We start from the raw sequence: 18,001 nt of genomic DNA on the forward strand, positions 1-18,001 counted from the left end.
TAAACACACTATAAGCTAAAGTTCGTATTGTCCCGTTCGTAAAAATAGCCTTAAAGAGGCACCGCCCGCTAGCTAATAACACTAAGAATCCACCCCACTCAAGACTGAGATATTAATGATAAAATTATAATCATTGACACTATTAAGTACAAACTCGAGAAACAGACCGTTTGTCAGCCGTCTGCCCATAATCTGCATGCCGGTTCTGGGTGAACCGGGAATAAGGCTTTTTTCTACGGCAGACGTCCTTAATGTGAATGACCTCTCGTGCCGGCGTGGAAAAAATCGTAGCAGAACTTGGTGAGCCTTACTCAGCCATGCTGGGCATCGACCTGAATGAAGGAGACTCTGCCTGGCTGAAGTGGTTCCTCGCGGCATACCTGTACGCAAAGCCCATCCAGGAGGGCTCTGCCGCGGAGACGTACCAGACACTGGTATCTAATGGCCTGACCAGCGCCGCCGACATCCAGGACATTGACAGGGACCTACTTGTGCGGCTGCTGGACGAGGGCGGCTACGCCAGGTATGACGAGAGCACCGCAGACAGGCTAATCGCCATTTTCGGGACGCTTCAGCAGCAGTACGACGGCAAGCTCGGCCGCCTGTACAACTCGGCCAAAGACAGCCGCGACCTTGAGCAGCGAATCATGGCCCTGGGCAAAGGTATCGGCCCGGTGACTGTCTCAGTCTTTCTCCGGGATATGCAGGCAGTCTGGCCCAAGGCAGACCCCGAGCCCACGCCCAGAGAGAAGGAAACCGCAAAGGCGCTGGGCATCTGGGATATCAGACAGTATGCACGCGACCATCACCTCGACAGAGTTAGGCTCGAAACCGCCCTGCACCGCTACTCTCGGAAGTTGCGGAGAAGCCGGTGCATCAACAAGAAGAAGAAATGAGGTATGCTCGGCCCCGGCAGGCCTCGGTCTTAAATCGCAATCAGCACGGTTCGACCTATCGGTCGCGTCGGCGCAACGACGCAAAGGCGCTAAGACTGAATAGATTTATCTTTGCGTCGTTGCGCCTTTGCGCCTTTGCGAACTAAGAACAAGGCGTCCTGGCGTCGACGGTAACCAAGAATTTTTCGATCTCTTATTATCCTTTGGCTACAGCCAGCGGCACGAGCCGGGCGACCTTGCGGGATATGCCGAGCCGGTGCACTACTTCGACGACCTCGTCGATGTCCTTGTAGACTTCGGGTGCCTCTTCTGAGATTGCAGCGGCGCTGGGTGCCTTGACGATGATGCCCCGCTCGGCGAGCTCGCGCTTGATCTCGTTGCCGTGGACCTCTTTCTTGGCGGCGGAGCGGCTCATGACTCTGCCCGCGCCGTGGCAGGTGCTGCCGAAGGTCATGTCCATGGCGCCCTGGGCGCCTACGAGGACGTAGGAGGCGCTGCCCATGCTACCCGGGATAATTACCGGCTGGCCAATTTGCCTGTACGTGACAGGCAGCTCAATCCTGCCGGGGGCGAAGGCCCTGGTGGCGCCTTTGCGGTGGACGCAGAGTTTTTTCTTCTCGCCGTCGACCGTGTGCTCTTCGTACTTGGCCACGTTGTGGGCGACGTCGTAGACCAGGTCCATCTTCAGGTCGGTGTGGAACTGCTTATTGAAAGCTTCTCGGACCCAGTGGGAGATCATCTGGCGGTTCGCCCAGGCGTAATTGGCGCCGGCGGCCATCGCTCCAAAGTAGTCCTGTGCCTCTTGCGAAGTCAGGGGAGCGCAGGCGAGCTGCCTGTCCGCTAGCTTGATGCCGTATTTGCGGGAGGCCTGCTCGAGCGTCCGGACGTAGTCCGTGCATATCTGGTGGCCGGCACCCCTGGAGCCGCAGTGGATCATGACGGTAATGCCGCCTTCTTCGAGGCCGAATGCCTTTGCAGCAGCTTCGTCGTAGATCTTCTCGATGTGCTGGATTTCGAGGAAGTGGTTGCCGCTGCCGAGCGTGCCCAGCTGCGGCTTGCCCCTGTCCCGGGCCTTCCGGGATACTTTGGCGGAGTCGGCGCCTTTCATCTCGCCGTTCTCCTCGCAGTGCTCCAGGTCAGATTTTACGCCGTAGCCATTTTCGACAGCCCACCGGGCGCCGTGGTTGAACACCTGGGTCAGGACGTCCTCGGAGGCCCGGAACTTCGACTCCGAGCCCACGCCCGACGGCACTTCACGGTAGAGGCTCTCGATGAGCGCGTCAGTCTTTCCGGCAACATCCTGGAGCTGCAACGGACTGCGGAGCAGCCTGACACCGCAGTTGATGTCGAAGCCTACGCCGCCGGGGCTGATGACGCCCTTTTCCATATCAAAGGCGGCGACGCCCCCGATGGGGAAGCCGTAGCCGACGTGGGCGTCGGGCATTGCCATGGAGTACTTCTGGATGCCCGGGAGTGTGGCTACGTTAGCCACCTGCTGGATCGCGTCCTGCTCCAGGTCGCCGACGAGCTTGTCGGAGAGGAAGACCCTCCCGGGCACCAGCATACCGGGTTTGGAGTTTATCGGCAGTTCGTAAATGTCTTCTCTGACCTTGACTAAATCAACCATGATGGCACGCCTCAGATGTCCAGTAAAACTTGTACTTCGTACTTAGAATTTTTCTCCTCTACCCGCAGATCGTGGTATGTGACAGCCTTGATATGCAGGGAGATCTCGTGTTCGGGACGGATCTTCTCGCCCCAGGCCCGGCCGTCCAGAACGTACTCGCCTTCGCGTCCGGCAATTTTGACCTCGAACCGGGAAAAGACCAGCCGGTCGACCTCTTCCACATAGAGCAGTTCAGCGATCCAGTCGTACAGCAGGTAGTCCAGAGAATCGGAAGTCAGATGTACCTCCCGGCTCACCGCCGGCTGCACCATGCCCGGATCCGCGATCAGCGCGAACGTCGCCCGGGCAGCGTTGACAAACGCCTCGTCCAGCGTGGCCCCGTAAGCGATGAACTCGGCGTCAGCCGTGTGATCGAGGTACTCGTAGTCCATGAATATGCCCGATGAAAATAAGCGACTCAGGTATAAAAAAGGCTTAGTTCGTGAAAGACATGAGCATCGTGTCGTCGATCACGTCGATGTAGCGAGCCTGAGTAGCGGATACGTACAGGTAGTTTTCCCCGACCGGGATTTTGATGTCGTTGGGCTTGGGGCGCTTGATCGCCGTCGGCAGCAGGATAGCTCCCCCGCAGGACGTACAGACCCGGTAGTCCCTCTTCTGATTTTTAATTAGCTGAATGATAGACTCGCTGATCTGGAACTCTTTCACTTGAAAACCACCATTTTTAGGTTATTAGTCAATGCGGCTTCTCCGAAATAAACTTAACGGCAGGCCACGATTGCCCGAATCATTACCCGCTCTACAGGCCGGGATGCTTAGAGCCGGCCGAGGGCATAAAAAAGCAAAAGAGGCGCCTGCATGCCTGATTTCGCCTTTTCCGGAGTACGAGTAAATATTAATACATTGAAGGGCGATTTATCGACATATATACTCGCAGAGTGGTGATGAAGTGGTCGAATATCCAAGTGCAAGCTGGAACCAGCAGAGAATGCAGGAAGCGCTGAAGAGCCCCGAGATAACCGTCAAGATGAGCGCGCTCCGGGTGCTCCAGGAGGTGCCGAAAGACGAGTACGTCCAGGCCCTCATAAATTCGCTCGAGGATCCTGACCGGCTGGTGCGCACCAACGCTGCCATCGCCCTCGGCAAAATCAGAAACCCGCAGGCGACCATTCCGCTCGTCCGCCACGCCGTCATAGACCCTGACCGGGAGGTCCAGTCTTACGCCCTGTGGGCGTACAGGCAGATCGACTACACCAGAACATCACAGCAGCTGATCGAGCTGCTCACCACCAGCGACAGCCACCCGATGATCCGCTTCGCCGCCAACGAGATCCGCCAGAAGAGCGACGTGAAGGCGATCGAAGGGATAATCCAGAGGTTCCACAGCCGGCAGGCTTACGCGTCCTTTGATCTGGACGTGAGAGCGGCTGGCGCTCTGTACGAAATAGGCAACATTACCGTCGAGCCGCTGGTCAAGTGCCTGGACAGCGAGGATGTCAGAGTTCAGGTTAACGCGATCTACACGCTGGGCAAGATTGGCGACAACCGCGCTGTCCTGCCTCTGATCAGCCACATCGCGAACGCCAACGTGGAGGTCCGCTCCCGCATCAGCGACGCCCTCATCAAGATCGGAGCCTCCGCAGTGCCCGACCTGGTCAAGCTGCTGGAGCACAACGACAGGGACATCAAGTGGATTGCCGCATACACGCTGGGCAAGATCGGCCCCTCGGCAGAGCCTGCCCTGCTTACCGCCCTGAAGGCAAGAGGAGACAAGCCATCCGAAGACATCATCTACGCCTTAGGCACGGCAGGTACGGCAGAATCGTTCAGCCTGCTTCACAACCTGTACTCTAACACCAAAGACGACAGCGTCAAAGCCTGGGCCACCATCAGCCTCTCGAACCTGATAGCCCGCAACTACGACAGCATTTCCAGCCCGAAGACGGTCGACGAGTTCATGGACCTGCTGGGCGAGCAGCTCAAGCCCCACATGACCCTGGACAACGAAGCCTTGCTGAAGCTGGGTAAGATTTACGTGATCAGGGCTCTCCGGTCGACCACCCCGGACAGGCTGAGCGCTAACATCACGATGGCGGTCAAGTGCTTCGACCTGGCGATCATCGAGAGCGAGACGGTCCTGGCCAAGGCGTACCGGCTGTTCTACGGTTCCTACCTGAAACTGATGACCTCCCGGTCCGCTGAGATTATGGGCTACGTGGAGAGAGACTTCACCGACCTCAAGAAGGACGCGGAGAAGACGGACAATAAGAAGGAGATCATGCTGGTCATCGGCGAGGTCCTCGCCGTCTTAAGGAAGGCTTACGCCGACCGGAGCTACAATTTCTCCGGGCAGTTCGCCGAGTTCGTGGACACCTGCGTGGCCATCGAGAGGTTTATCCCCCTGGACGAAGGCCCGCGGGAAGAGGCGAAGAAGCTCAGCCAGAAGGAGATCGCCAAGCTCCACACGGACATTGAGATCGTGCAGAAGAAGATCGGCGCGCTCATCGACCAGTTCGGCACTTCCGGAGAAGCCGAGCCTGCAGCCCAGGCCCTCCGCCTGTCGACCGAGCTGGCCAAGATGGACACCGGCATGTACAGCGACTACAGGGTCGTTGAGTCCTGCCTGAAGAACATCATCAACCACGCGAAGATGACGGCCGAGGAAAAGTCCGAGCTGCACTTCAAGGTCCTGATGGTCTCCAGGAACGGCCTGTCCCAGGTCGAAGCTGTGATCGACCAGATCACGAAGAGCCTGAACGTCAAGCCGGCGGCAGAGCAGAAGACCCCCGTAGAGGTCAAAGAGGCCAAAGTGGCAAAGGAAGAAAAGAAGACGAAGAAAAAGACCGGCATACTAGAGTATGTCGTCATCATCATACTCGTCCTGCTGATCGCCGGAGTCCTGCTGCTCGCCCTGAACAAGTTCGGCTTCATACACCTGCCGTACACCTTCCCCATCAGCTGGCTCAACAGGGATATCGCAACGCTGTTCTTGAACGCGTAAAATATAAAAAATGACCGGATGAGCCTCGGGTGCAGGCTCACCGATTTACTTTTTTCTGAGCAGATAAAGCGAGATTAACCCGATACCCGCCAGCACAGCTTCTATCCCCATACCCGGCGTCTGCGTCGCCGTAGGGCTCGGCAGAGGAGTCCCAGTGGCAGCGGCGGTAGGCATGACAGACGGCAGCGGCGTGGGGGCCGCCGTAGCAGAGGGAACTACGGTCGGCTCAGGAGTCCAGTTTCTGGGCGGTATCGCCACGTTTGCCGTCGTAGTACCTTTGTAAACGGTAGCGATGGCAAACCAGCTGTTGTTGTTATGCACCGCCTCGATGTAGTACTTGCCTTCGGGCACCCGGGAAAACGTATAAGTGCCGGGCGCTGCTGCCTGTTCATCCCACTGGACGTACTGGGGGTTATCCGGCACCTTCACCATATCGCCTTTACCGCCTGTAGCCTCGTCGTAGTAGTACAGAGTGACGACAGCTCCGGAAATGTTACCCAGGTTCACCTGCGCCGGGACAGGCTCAGGAGTCACGGTCTGGGCAGTGGCCGGCACGACGTAAGCCATCAGTACGATTGTAAGCGTTAAGAACACTGTAAGAATGATCTTTTTCTGCAAGGGGAACCCTCAGTAGAAACGGGCGATGGACTGCGATATATATTTTCTCGTGCGTTAAAAGCTGAAGAACGCTGAAGAACGCGGACGATCAATGCGCTGTGCTTGATACTGATTTCTCGGACGCATTAAAGATGTTATCTCTGTGCCCGTGAACGTACACGAACGCTGCGCTGTGCCAGGATCACAGATTCTGACAGATTGCGCAGATTGCACAGATGCTAATCGATAATAAAAATTGAATGGTTCGCAGCATTAATTTTGGATAAAATAGTCGTCTGTGCAATCTGTTATATCTGTCGTAATCTGTGTTTCTGGCACAGCGCAGCGTTCGTTTTGCTGTCTCACCACACAATCAGAAAAGGGGCTGCGAGATCATTTTAAACCTGGCAGGTTTGGTCACCGGAGCCCGATCCATTGATCAGACCCGGAGACCACTATAGCTTTACATCGGGTACACTGAACTGGTAACGTCCTTTTCGCAGACGCACTCTTTGGGGTCTCTGTGGCACCCGGAACACTCGTTCTCTACTACCGCAGCACCGCAAGTCTGGCAGGCAGTCGAGTCGCAGGATTCACCTTTCTTCTCTTCCTCCATGATTAAAACACCAGTTGAGAGTTTATATCCGCCATATTTAACGTTGAGCGCGACTTTTAGCGGGTTAATTGCCGGGTAGCCAATGCCAGATTTCTCTCTGTAGTTTCCATGTCCGCGTAATCGTGGCGATCGTGCTACAGCGTCCGTAAAGCAGTATACCGCAGGGCCTGAATCATTTTTCCCGAGAAGAATGCAGGATTTGGCGTCGCTTTTTCTACTATCTCCCCAGATTTTACCTGAAACCTCATTAATGTTTAAGCAAACGGGAGCAGAACAGATCATCAGGTTGAGGAGGGTATAGAAGATATGATCTGGAGAAAGTGTTTGTTAGCTTTGCTTATCATGGCGATCCTGATATCGGGCACGACTGAAGTATCAGCCTGGAGAGCTGCCAAGATGAAGTGGGTCATCGGCGACATCGTATTCGGCAACGAGGTCGTCCTGCAGAAACCCTCCCAGACGCTGTTCCACCAGCAAACACTTGCGGCTAGCGATACGGAAGCGATGGCGATCTCCTTTCCTGCAGCCATGGCCGGAACTGGATCTGCTGTGGCGGGCGCACCGGGGCTGACCATTGCGCAAACTTCCGACGCAGCCATCCTTGGCACGGATACCGGTTATTACACGGCTAACTGGTGCTTCAATTGTTTCTCCAACAACGGCGGGTATGCCCTTGGCGACATGAGTGCCATGAGCCCGATCAGGTCCGGATCTATGCTCGGAGCCGGCTTAATATGGCCATACATGAACACTCCGGACCCCGCAGCCGGGTATACAATCATGAGGTTCAAGCCTTACATCAACTCGTCAGAAAACACTGGTAACATTACCATATCGCCAGGCACAGGCTTGATCAACAACACAGTAGATAATGCCACCAGCCCCACAGCAGTCGGTGCTAACAATACTTCTGCATGGAAGAGTAAAGAGCCGCTGAACTACAAGACTGCTACAAAGGAGCAGATTCAGAATACCTCCGCGCTGGAGAAGATGTGGAGGAATGCTAATCTGGTTAACACCGTCCCTAAAGCCTATACCGGCACGGTAGAACGTCCCACCCGGATTAATGCGGATACAAGCGTCCTTAAGATGACAGATCGAGACAAGTCCGTCACAGATGCGCTGAACATGACCAGGCCGGGTGAAAAAGCGCATACTTTATTCTGGGACCTGTAAGGACTCCTCCGAAATGTATAAACGGTGTAGGTGCAAGCCGGGTACAGGAAAACACAGGCTGGCCCGGCCTGGTTAACCCTGAGCGCTTTTTTGCGGAAACAACAGAGTTTAGTAATATATCTGGCATAAAAATTCACAGCGTTAAGAGTGCAATTATAATAAGTTAACTCGGCCTACCTGTGAACCTGTTCACGATAAGTTTCGGTCGCGTTGCCATTAGTTTAACCGGCTTCTGTCGCCACTTTTTCTGTTATCGCCCCAGATTTTACCTGAAAATGTATGAATCTTTAAGAATACGGGGACTGACTGATCGATCAGGTTGAGGAGGGTATAGAATAGATGAACTTGAGGAAGTTGTTAATAGCTATGCTTATCATAGCTATCCTGTTAGGTAGCGCAATCCAGGTATCAGCCTGGGGAGCGAGCAATATAAAGTTTGTTATCGGCGACGTCGTATACGGTAACCAGGCTGGCGTGTGGAAAACCAATCAGAACTTGTTCCACCAGCAAACGTTAGCAGCAACCGATACTGAAGCTTTTGCCATCTCGTTTCCCGGCGCCACTGCCTCATGCGGTATTGACGCTTTGAGGCTGGGAGGCCCGACTATTGTACAGACATCCGATGCTGCAGTAATAAGTACGTATACAGGGTTTTTCAAAGCCAACTGGTGCTTCAACGATTTCACCAACAACGGTGGCTTTACCGTCGGAGCTGTCGGAGGTATGACCCCGCCATTATCCGGACCCATGCTTGGATCAGGCTTGATCTGGCCTTACATGAATACCCCGGCCGCTGCAGCTGGACCTGTGAGCATGAAATTCAAGCCATATATGAACCCATCGTCAGGCTTAGGCAACGTAACGATAGCGCCGGGTTCAAACATGATCAATAACACTCCGGGCAATACTTCGAGCTCCGGAGCAGCCGGTGCCAACAACACTACCGCAGCGGCGAGTAAAAAACCGCTGAACTACAAGACTGCCACAAAAGAGCAGATCCAGGATGCCTCCGGAATGGAAAAACTATATAGAAACGCCAAGGTGAAAAGCCCCTTACCCCAGTCATATAAGGGTACGATAGATCGGCCCACCTGGATTAACCCGAATTCGACGGTCATAAAAATGACCAATCAGAGCAAAGCGGTCTCCGATTCGATGAAGATGACGCTACCTGATACAAAGCTTCACACGCTACACTGGCAGGTATAAACAATTCGGGCTAAATATGTGAAATTGCATGCAGATGTGCCCGGCACCGGATCATCGACGATCCGGCGCCAGGCTATCTGGCAGAGCCGATTTTTCCTGCACTAATGACGTCTAAGGCGCTATTTTAATCGATAAGCTATTAGAAGAAATTCGTCGTGAACCTGATTGGAGGGATTGGGTGAAAAAGATAGTAACATTCGGAGTGGTGCTCCTGCTTGCACTGACCATAACAGCGACCTGCACAGCTGGCGCTCTGCTGTCCGGCACTTCGTTCGGGTTTCCATCGATGGTGCAGTCTGGCATGACTACCGCATATAATCAGGATATCGCGTCGGCCTTCAACAACGAAGCGGTGAACGTCGGCTTCCCGAGCGCAACCTCAGGCTTTGCTTTCCCGGGCGTCTCACAGTCCGCAGTCCAGGGACAGACCCTGATGCACACTGACTTTGCGCAGACAACCCAGAGCGCATCGTTCGCGTACCCGCAGGTGGCCACAGGGCTCGGCTTTGCAGGTTTCGGCCTCGGCGGCTTCGGCAGCGGCTTAGGTTTCGGCGGCTTCTGCTGAGACTGACGTCCAAATTATCAAAACCGGCCCGGACTTTGCCCGGGTTTAGCCCTGACCATGTCAGGGCTCTGTATCCTCTGGCCTAAAAAAGATACGCTCTCCGGACGGGCTTCTAGTACACGGTGGAACCTTACTCGGCTATAAGATTACCATCCCGTCCGGGGGATACGTATGCTCATTATCGATGAAACTTATTTTAGACGGTCTGGAATGGTTAACACGACGGACACAACGTACACGAAGTATAGTTATTCTTGAAACTTTTTGTACGGGCGCCCGTACCGTTTACACGAAGTACGCGAGGTACGCGAAGTACTCAAAGTATGATAATAATGGGTGACTGCAAACTGATCTTATAGTATAACTTCGCGTACTTTACGTACTTCGCGTAAATGGTACCTGACTGTCCAGAAAGTTACAGGAACGACTATACACGACGTTAACCGAATATAGTCGGTATTATCAGTCTTTTAATAAAACGTCGTGTACATCGTGGCCGTCGTGTACGTAGTGTTAACCGATCCAGTATTTATCCCAAAGATTTCAGGGACCATTCTTACCGGAACTGATCGCCCACAATGCCAGTATACCCCCGGCTGCCGAAAGTATGAGGCTCGGTAGGGTGACGATGGCCATAAGGAGAAGGTAGACCGGCAGGAACGGGGGTTCTGTAGGGTAAAGTGGCCCCGGGCCCCTGTTGCCCTGATAATATTGCTGTGTAGCAGTGATGTAGGACAGAACCTGAAACAGATCGATAGCTACCAGCGGTATCGAAGCGGCCAGCAAGGATGGATACAGCCCCTTCAGAAGGGAGACTCCCGAAGGCCTGGACAGGAGTGTGGCGATTATTCCGCAGAGTAGCATAGTGAGTATGACCACCAGAAGAAATAATTCAGCACTGTCCAGCGCCGAATAGCTAAAGCTTCCCGGCTCCTGCAGTTCATACAGCCTCATAGACATCCGGGTTCTGCTCAGTTCGATCGAGCTGAATAGAGTATAGGCAAGCCAGATTACGAGCAATGTGACGAGACCGGTAAGGGTTGAGATGAGAGGCCAGCCCTTGTGCATGGACATAACAATTGCTTAAGATATTATCATTGTATATAATATTGTCTATATATGCCAGCACCTACGATACCGTAGACTACCCTTACGATGATTACGTGAAATGAAACTAGTTTAAAAATAACAGCGCTGAGGGAGGGATTCGAACCCGCGCGAGACTTGCGCCTCAACAGCTCTCAAGGCTGCCGCCGTAGTCCACTTGGCTACCTCAGCATAGAAAATTCGATTGCGAATCTTAGATGTTGCCTGAAATGTATAAAGGTTTCGACGCGCTGCCAGCGGCAGCACAGAAATCACGTGGAAGCCTGAAAACTATATATGGGCGTCAGCCCATATGCTCTAAGCGTGACGACGGAACGGTTTGTAGTCGGCTGCGGCGCTGTCATCGTCAACAGCAGCGGCATGATCCTGATGGTCCGCCAGATGAAAGGCTACTGGGCGGATAAGTGGATCTTCCCCGGCGGCAAGCTCGAGATGGGCGAGACCCTCGAAGCCTGTGTCCACAGGGAAACTCTCGAAGAGACCACCTGCCTGTTCGAGATCGAAAGACAGGTCGGAGCCTACATCTCCTACGACCCGCAGACCTCCTTTGAAAAGCAGGTCGTCCTCATCTACTTCCTCGGCAGGTACACCTCCGGCATACCCACCGTCGGCGACGGCGTCTCGGACACTAAGTGGCTCACCCCGGAAAAGATCGAAGAGATGGCTGCAAAAGGCGAAGTGCCGGCCATACTGATACGCATCCTCCACGATGCACTCCGATTGATATAACCAGACAACAATACAGCAATAACTCCAAGGAAGCACTGGCCTCTTATCCTGACAACTGGGAATCACTTAATTGAACCACAGCGGCACAGCGACACAGCGATAGCGCAACCTGCAATAACCGGGTGGTAACTGGAACCACGGCGGCACAGCGACACAGCGACAATAGCGAACCTGTAATACCGAATTCTTTTTTGGTCCACGGCGACACAGAGACAGCCCATTAACTAAAAAGAGTTTACTGGCCAGGTGTTTCAGTATATCTATGATGAACACAAAGTCGGTGAACTACTTTCTGTAGTGATTCCCGGTTTCTCCAGCATAGTAACAATAGAAGGATTGTCTCCGGCTGTCAGCCCGCCGTGCCGCCGTGGATCAATAAAAAAGGAGCCTTACTATTCTGGTATGGGTTGTCGCCGTGCCGCCGTGCCGCCGTGGTTCAATTAACCATCCTGCCATCGCTTCTCGAATCGTCTCCGTGCCGCCGTGCCGCCGTGGTTAAAACAACCACCCAGCAGTCGTTTCTCGAAATGCCGCCGTGCCGCCGTGGTTAGAACCTCTGCCTCCCAGTTGTCGGGATAAGGAGCCGTGCCACAAGGGTTAGAGATGAAGGGAGCTTAGAGATAGAAAAAGTTGTTAAAATGATTGGATCACGGTGTTGGTTTACACCGTGACGATGACTACTTCGTTCCTCTGCTTGTTGATCGAGATCTCGCAGGTGTTCTGACCGCACTGGGCGTGCCAGACTTCGACCATGCCGGAGGCGTCGGTAGACTTGACGCGCTCCAGGGTGCCTTCCTCGAGGCGGCCGATGTTTGCCGAGTGCACGATGTGCTTGATGGTGTGCTCGGGGTTGCTCTTGTAGTCCTTGGCGTTAATGTGCATTACCTTCCTCATGTGTTTCAACTCCATAAGCTATAGCTGTTAGCGTCAGAAACCGGGAGTGCGCGTTAACACGAGCCTGCACTGTTCGCAGTGTGCCTCGGTAACGGTTCGCCTGAGGCGGGTGCAGGTCCAGGATCGGGTGCCTTCCAGCACACACAGGGACCTTGTTACCACGTAAGGGCACGAGCAGCTCTCGTTCATCAACGGTGACACTTCCCTGGCCTGTACAGGGTGGGCACAGGCCTTGGTTTTCTAAAGTATCTGCGCATCTACGGCATATACTTTACCGGTGCCATATATTCACGGAACCAGTAGATATATTTTGGCCATGTATGGGGGCAGAGAGTTTGAATCGGTAGAAAAGGAAGAGAGAAAAGCAGATGGTTGGCGTGCCGGCCGGTGTCGGCCGAGGCACGCTCGAGGGAAGCGACCTTTAAGCCTAAGCTGACTTCTTTTTCTTGCCGCTGGCTTTGGCGTTGACGCTGATCTGGCCCAGTATGGTCGTGAGGTCTTTCTCCAGCTCGTCGCAGGCGATTGGTACGCCTTCAAGGTCCTTCATGATGGACATGTTGATGACTTCCTCTTTGACCGATTCTGCGGCGATCTCGGAGAGGAGATCTGAAGTGGCATCGTTGGGGCCCTGGCCCTTGAAAGTGTTTTCCGGCTTCGATTCCGGCGGCTTCGGGGTCAGCGGCTGCTTCGAGAGATCGGGCCTGGCCGGCTCGGGCGGCTTCGCCACCTGCTCCTGTTGAAATGCCGGTGTGTCGGGCAGGGTGAAGTCCATGCCACCCTGGGTATAAGGGTTCATGCCCTCCAGCGACTGAGGCTGGGGCGGGGCTTCGGACTTCTTCTCCAAGGCCGGCTGCTGGTTACGCATGCCGGTATCGATCTCTCTCATGGTCTTGCTTTCCGAGAGGGTGCCGAGGTTGGGGATCTTGACGTCGTTGCTGATGTCCAGGCCCAGGTTCTGGGACTCCTGGAGTACCTGGTTCAGCTGCTCGTCGATGTCCTTGACCTCGTGCTTCACTTCTTCCTGAACCTTGCGGCGGCTGAAGATGCCCCGGAGCAGCTCTGTGATGACGGTGAGAATGCTGGCCGAGGACTTGTCTTTCGGCTTCGGAGCTTCCCGGGCCGGGCTTTTCTCCGGCTCGAAGGAGAGGCTGTCGAGATCGTCGATCTCCGGAAGCGACAGATCGTCGTTCCCGGATGCGCTCGCCAGTCCGGCTTCTACCTCGCCCCCTGCTGCTTCTTCAGCATCTGGCTGGCCGCGGCCCCGGTTTAGCGCGGATAGCAGAGACCCGCCTGCAGCCGAGGGGTCTTTCTTGACGGCCACCCGGATGACGACGACTATTATCGCTATCGCGAGGGATAACCCCACGAGTATGATTAAGAGCATGTTGCCTTCTATTTCCATTTTACAAACCACCTGCCGTTATTGTCGGGAAGTTGAAGATCGACTGCACTATGACTGGTACGATGATCAGGCACAGGCCTGCCGTGACGCACATGATGGCGCCGTAGTAGCATAACTTATAGTTGTTACCACCGACAGCACACTTCGCTGCGATAGTGTTGACCAGCGTGAGCACCAGCACCATCAGGACCATGTACTGGCCCAGAAGGCTGACATCCACGTTCTGGAACAGGTTGAAGCCCATCGAGGAGACCGAGATACCACCGCTTGAGCCTCCCGAGTCCATGAGGTCGGACGAGCTGTAGAGCTTGGAGATCATCGTGGAGAAGATGATCATGATCTCGACAATGAAGATGATCAGGGCGGACATGCTGATGTGCAGGGGAATGGCCAGCGAGGTAAAGCTGGACGAAGTCAGGTTCCGCTTCATGCGCAGCAGCACGATCTCCAGGTTCGTGGTGTTGACCAGCTTGCCGATCTTCACCGGGTCGCCGCCCATCTCCACCGAGTCGAGGAAGATGTAGGTGAACTTGTGGATCAGTTCGCTGCCTGTGCTGCCCACGAACTTTTCCCAGCAGATCTTGGGCTCCATGCCCATCATCAGCTGCACGTAGATTCGCTGCACCATGGTATCGAGCGAGCCGATGGATTTCTGGTCCACCTTCTTGATGCCTTCTTTGACTGTTACGCCCATGCCGCCGCACATGGAGCCCAGCATTTTGATGAACTGGGAGAAGTCCCTGTCCCGCCGGTCTATATTCTTGTCGTCGATCATGCCGACGAAGCCGATGGGCGCTATGCTGATGCCGAAGACGATCAGGATGAAGCCGATGTTGACGTTGAGCATGAACAGGAACGCCGACAGCAGCAGGGCGCCCGGGATCAGGATGTTCTGCATGTCCTTGATCTGCTTTTGCTCGATCGAAGGGTACTTGACGCGGTGGGTCTTGAATTCTTTAGGCGCCTCGGCCCGGATGACGAACACCGCGATGCCGCCTACTCCCCCTGTCAGGGCCACGGTAAGCATGAGCATGGTAAACGGGTCGCCCAGGTTGTACAGGATGACGGAGAGCAGCATCGTCACTGCGACGAAGGCCATCGACACAAGTAAGGCGGTGTATGCATCCGTCCACTTTTTCAAGGACTCGAGGCTTCGCTCGTACTCGTTCTTGTAGATGGTCATCATGGTGACATATTCGCTTTCGAGGAACTTGGCTTCGGGTTCGCCCGAAGACATGGCGTTGGCCAGGCGCATGAGGAAGTCTTTGAGCCGCTTGTTGGCCACGCTCTTCGCGACGATCTGGCAGGCATACGCGTATTCGTAGTTCCAGTTCTTGGCCAGCATGTAGACCTGCTTGAAGTACTTGCTGCAGACGAAGTCATCTCGTTCCGCGACCCGGCGGAAGATCTCGTCTCTCGCCAGATCAGCAGTCGCAATGGTGTTCATGTAGGTAACGGTGTACATCAGGTCGATGTCGATCTTGCCGCTTTCCGCGTAGCTCTGGAAATAGGTGATGATAGGCCGTATTAAGCCTTCGAAGGGCAGCTGCTGGGCGCCCTTCGCCTTCACCGCCTTAGTTTTCACAGCCTTTGCTTTAGCCTTAGCGTTACCCGTATCCTGCACGCCTAAACCTCCAGCTTGGTGAGTCCTTTCTTCTCGACCTGAGTGACCATGCTGAAGAATTCACCGTAGTCCCGGATGCCGGATTCGCTGATCTTCTTGAGGATCTTGGCCCGCTTCTCCAGCTCGTCGTAGATGATCTTCGTCCTGGTCTGGGGAATACCCAGCTTCCTCGCGACCTTCTGCTCCAGCAGGAAGCTTGACCCGTAGGCCTTGAAAGAGTGAGTGTCGGTGACAGGGTCCCACGAGAACGCTTCGACGAAGCTGAAACCTTTGGTTTGCGGGTTATAGCCCACGATCTCGTTGATGGAGAGCACGCGTCTGACGATTCGACCATCAGGTCGCCTCACGGCACTCTGGATGATCACGAGGTTGAGGTTATCCACGTAGGTCTTGGGCACGTTGATCGGGTCACCGGTGAGACGCTGGATGAGCTTTTCTACGGAAGCTGCGTGGAACGTCGACAGCACGGGGTGGCCGGTTTGAATGGCCTGGAAGGCGATAGCGCCTTCTACTCCTCTGATTTCACCTACGATGATGTAGTTGGGCCTCTGACGCAGCGCTGCCTTAAGCAAGTCGAACATGCCTACGTCCGACGAGTTCAGGCCTTTGCCCGCGCCTCTGGTGATCTCTCTGGTCCAGTTCTTGTGAGGCGCCTGCACTTCGGCCGTGTCTTCGATGGACACGATCTTGGAGTTGGGCGAAATGAAGGCCATGAGGGCGTTGAGCAGGGTGGTCTTACCGCTGGCAGTTTCTCCGCTGACGAAGGCGCTCATGCCTTCCTGCAGCATGATCCAGAGGTATGCCGCCATGGTATAGTCTAGCGAGCCGCCGTCGATCAGCGTGAGCAGGCTGAGCGGCTTGTCCGAGAACTTACGGATAGTGAAGTTGCTGCCCCGCTTGGACACGTCGTCGCCGTACACGATGTTGATACGGCTGCCGTCCGGCAGGGTGGCGTCGACGATGGGGCTGGCGAAGGTGATCGGCTTGCCGATCTTTTCCGACAGCTGCAGGACGAACTTGTTCAGGTCCTTCTGAGTAAACTCTACCGTCGTCTTCAGGCCTTTGAAGGTCTTGTGCTCGAGGAAGATTGGCCCGTAGCCGTCGCAGGTGATATCTTCGATGTTCGGGTCTTTAATTACGGGCTCGAGAAGGCCCATGCCCACTTTCTCTCGCATGACGTAGTATTCCAGCGCCCGGTACTCGTTTTTGGTGAGCGTGACGGTTTTTGAGCCGGCTTTTTCCTTGCTTCCGAAGAAGCTCTCGAAAGGGCTCTTTTTCTTCTGCACAGCGTTGGCTGCCTTTTGCTTCTTCTTGTCGTCGATCACGCAGATCTTCGCCAGGCACTCCCGGAGAATCTGCTTTCTCTCGTCGAGGTTGGTGGGGTTGAACTTCGCCACCATGTCGACCAGCCGCTCCTCTACGATGGGCAGATAGGGGTTGATGTCAATGATGAAGTGCTGCTCTACCGGAATGTAGAAGTTCCGCACGTCTTTCATGTCCGGGTAGATGTGGATGTAGATTTCATCGCCTGCCGGGTAGATCAGGTTCGGCGTCTTGAGCTCGCCCAGCTTGCGGTCGAGCTTCGTGTAGATCTTCGGCATGCCGATCTCGTCGATAGGGATCATGTGGAGGTAGTCCAGCAGGTAAGGGTTCTTCTCCGCCTCTCGCTTGCCCTCCTCAGGCAGAATACGGTATATGCCGCACTGGTTCAGGTCTGAGTGGTCGTGATCTACTGGTTTGTAATTCGCCTCGAACGGCAGTGGGAAGCCTTCAACCATGTTATGTTCCTCCTTTGCTTGCGATGTGCCCGCGCCTATACCTGCGCAGACGAGAACGGAATGATCTTTAAGCCGTAGCCGGGGTGTACCTCGAAGCTGATGATGTTACCAGTGGACTTTCTGGCGCCCCTGATCTTGGACACTTCCATCATGGCCACGTATTTGTCGCCCACCTGCTCCAGCCTTAGCTTAATGTGGCCGTCGGCGATCGACCTGATCCTGATCAGCGTGTCCTCGTCGAACGCGTACTGGTGCAGCGTGATCAGGATTGTCTTGCCATCGTCGCAGAGGTTTTTGCACTCCGCGAAAAATTTGAAGATGTCGTCCTGGGTGGCGCTGATGGTGAACACGGTGAACGAGTCGATGATGATGACCTGGGACTTGCCCGCCTTGATGTGAGTGATGAGCCGCTGCAGGAAATTGCGGGAGAGGTCCGCAGCCATCTCCACGCCTTCGACGTGGATGGGATAGATCTTCAGGTAACCCCAGGCGAAGTGATCGGAGATGTCCAGGCTCAGGCTTTCCATCTGGCTCAGGAAGCTCTTGATCGTGTTCTCCGTCGTGTAGACGGAGAAAGTGAAGCCCTGGCTGAGCCCGCCCCAGCAGATCTGCTGGGTCAGCACACTCTTGCCGGTATCGTTCGCGCCTTCGATGAGGTTGAGAGAGTGGATAGGCAGGCCGTCTGCCATCTTCTTGTCCATCTCGGTGTTGCCCGTCGACAGCAGGTCTTTCTTTCTCTCTTTCTCCAGTTCCGCAAAGTCGCTCATGTCCGTCATGTTC

The 18,001-nt window shown here is 54.8% G+C and carries 17 protein-coding genes and 1 tRNA gene; 6 read left to right on the forward strand and 12 right to left on the reverse strand.

All coding sequences use genetic code 11. The features are described 5' to 3' along the window. Positions 1 to 257 precede the first annotated feature (257 nt). Entirely contained in the window at positions 258 to 896 is a 639-nt protein-coding gene (locus tag ACPLPM_RS14485; protein ID WP_424357481.1) for a hypothetical protein, read from the forward strand. Positions 897 to 1,092: 196 nt separating this feature from the next. Here ACPLPM_RS14485 and ACPLPM_RS14490 read toward each other — a convergent pair whose 3' ends face one another. From ACPLPM_RS14490 to ACPLPM_RS14500, 3 genes are read right to left on the reverse strand one after another with little or no spacing between them, the layout of a single operon-like run. Next, the gene (locus tag ACPLPM_RS14490) at positions 1,093 to 2,523 is read right to left on the reverse strand and encodes an RtcB family protein (RefSeq protein ID WP_424357482.1); all 1,431 of its coding nucleotides are present in this window, start codon (positions 2,521 to 2,523) and stop codon (positions 1,093 to 1,095) included. Between the two features lie 11 nt (positions 2,524 to 2,534). Then, a complete protein-coding gene (locus ACPLPM_RS14495) occupies positions 2,535 to 2,954 on the reverse strand; it encodes an archease (RefSeq protein ID WP_424357483.1) in 420 nt (139 codons plus the stop codon). Positions 2,955 to 2,997: 43 nt separating this feature from the next. Continuing rightward, a complete protein-coding gene (locus ACPLPM_RS14500; protein WP_424357484.1) occupies positions 2,998 to 3,231 on the reverse strand; it encodes a hypothetical protein in 234 nt (77 codons plus the stop codon). Positions 3,232 to 3,472: 241 nt separating this feature from the next. Between ACPLPM_RS14500 and ACPLPM_RS14505 the strand changes: the two genes are divergently transcribed. Next, positions 3,473 to 5,524, forward strand: coding sequence for a HEAT repeat domain-containing protein (locus ACPLPM_RS14505; protein WP_424357485.1), 2,052 nt, complete (start codon positions 3,473 to 3,475; stop codon positions 5,522 to 5,524). 45 nt (positions 5,525 to 5,569) lie between these two features. Here ACPLPM_RS14505 and ACPLPM_RS14510 read toward each other — a convergent pair whose 3' ends face one another. Both ACPLPM_RS14510 and ACPLPM_RS14515 read right to left on the reverse strand, forming a co-directional pair. Continuing rightward, positions 5,570 to 6,142, reverse strand: coding sequence for a hypothetical protein (locus tag ACPLPM_RS14510; protein WP_424357486.1), 573 nt, complete (start codon positions 6,140 to 6,142; stop codon positions 5,570 to 5,572). Between the two features lie 442 nt (positions 6,143 to 6,584). Continuing rightward, complete coding sequence (locus tag ACPLPM_RS14515) at positions 6,585 to 6,737, reverse strand: hypothetical protein (RefSeq protein WP_424357487.1); 153 nt, start codon at positions 6,735 to 6,737, stop codon at positions 6,585 to 6,587. A 324-nt stretch (positions 6,738 to 7,061) separates the two neighbouring features. On the opposite strand from ACPLPM_RS14515, the gene ACPLPM_RS14520 reads away from it, so the two are divergent. The 3 genes from ACPLPM_RS14520 (at position 7,062) to ACPLPM_RS14530 (ending at position 9,687) form a co-directional block, all read left to right on the forward strand. Continuing rightward, complete coding sequence (locus tag ACPLPM_RS14520) at positions 7,062 to 7,913, forward strand: hypothetical protein (RefSeq protein WP_424357488.1); 852 nt, start codon at positions 7,062 to 7,064, stop codon at positions 7,911 to 7,913. A gap of 339 nt (positions 7,914 to 8,252) precedes the next feature. Beyond that, complete coding sequence (locus ACPLPM_RS14525) at positions 8,253 to 9,122, forward strand: hypothetical protein (RefSeq protein ID WP_424357489.1); 870 nt, start codon at positions 8,253 to 8,255, stop codon at positions 9,120 to 9,122. A 178-nt stretch (positions 9,123 to 9,300) separates the two neighbouring features. Beyond that, the gene (locus ACPLPM_RS14530) at positions 9,301 to 9,687 is read left to right on the forward strand and encodes a hypothetical protein (protein ID WP_424357490.1); all 387 of its coding nucleotides are present in this window, start codon (positions 9,301 to 9,303) and stop codon (positions 9,685 to 9,687) included. A 543-nt stretch (positions 9,688 to 10,230) separates the two neighbouring features. Here the strand turns inward: ACPLPM_RS14530 and ACPLPM_RS14535 are convergent. Then, complete coding sequence (locus ACPLPM_RS14535) at positions 10,231 to 10,761, reverse strand: hypothetical protein (protein ID WP_424357491.1); 531 nt, start codon at positions 10,759 to 10,761, stop codon at positions 10,231 to 10,233. A gap of 118 nt (positions 10,762 to 10,879) precedes the next feature. Next, a tRNA-Ser gene (locus ACPLPM_RS14540) sits at positions 10,880 to 10,965 on the reverse strand. Positions 10,966 to 11,097: 132 nt separating this feature from the next. Between ACPLPM_RS14540 and ACPLPM_RS14545 the strand changes: the two genes are divergently transcribed. After that, the gene (locus tag ACPLPM_RS14545) at positions 11,098 to 11,523 is read left to right on the forward strand and encodes an NUDIX hydrolase (RefSeq protein ID WP_424357492.1); all 426 of its coding nucleotides are present in this window, start codon (positions 11,098 to 11,100) and stop codon (positions 11,521 to 11,523) included. Between the two features lie 660 nt (positions 11,524 to 12,183). Here ACPLPM_RS14545 and ACPLPM_RS14550 read toward each other — a convergent pair. From ACPLPM_RS14550 to ACPLPM_RS14570, 5 genes are all read right to left on the reverse strand, one after another. Further along, complete coding sequence (locus ACPLPM_RS14550) at positions 12,184 to 12,417, reverse strand: hypothetical protein (protein ID WP_424357493.1); 234 nt, start codon at positions 12,415 to 12,417, stop codon at positions 12,184 to 12,186. 427 nt (positions 12,418 to 12,844) lie between these two features. Next, a complete protein-coding gene (locus ACPLPM_RS14555; RefSeq protein ID WP_424357494.1) occupies positions 12,845 to 13,819 on the reverse strand; it encodes a hypothetical protein in 975 nt (324 codons plus the stop codon). 1 nt (position 13,820) lies between these two features. Further along, positions 13,821 to 15,443 carry an archaellar assembly protein FlaJ gene (gene flaJ, locus ACPLPM_RS14560; RefSeq protein WP_424357495.1) on the reverse strand — a complete coding sequence of 541 codons (1,623 nt, stop codon included), beginning with the start codon at positions 15,441 to 15,443 and terminating at the stop codon, positions 13,821 to 13,823. Between the two features lie 2 nt (positions 15,444 to 15,445). After that, complete coding sequence (locus ACPLPM_RS14565; protein WP_424357496.1) at positions 15,446 to 17,221, reverse strand: type II/IV secretion system ATPase subunit; 1,776 nt, start codon at positions 17,219 to 17,221, stop codon at positions 15,446 to 15,448. 35 nt (positions 17,222 to 17,256) lie between these two features. Further along, positions 17,257 to 17,997, reverse strand: a complete 741-nt coding sequence (locus tag ACPLPM_RS14570) for an ATPase domain-containing protein (protein WP_424357497.1) — start codon at positions 17,995 to 17,997, stop codon at positions 17,257 to 17,259. Positions 17,998 to 18,001 lie beyond the last annotated feature (4 nt).

The organism is Methanocella sp. MCL-LM (genome assembly GCF_049676595.1).
GTDB lineage: Archaea > Halobacteriota > Methanocellia > Methanocellales > Methanocellaceae > Methanocella_A.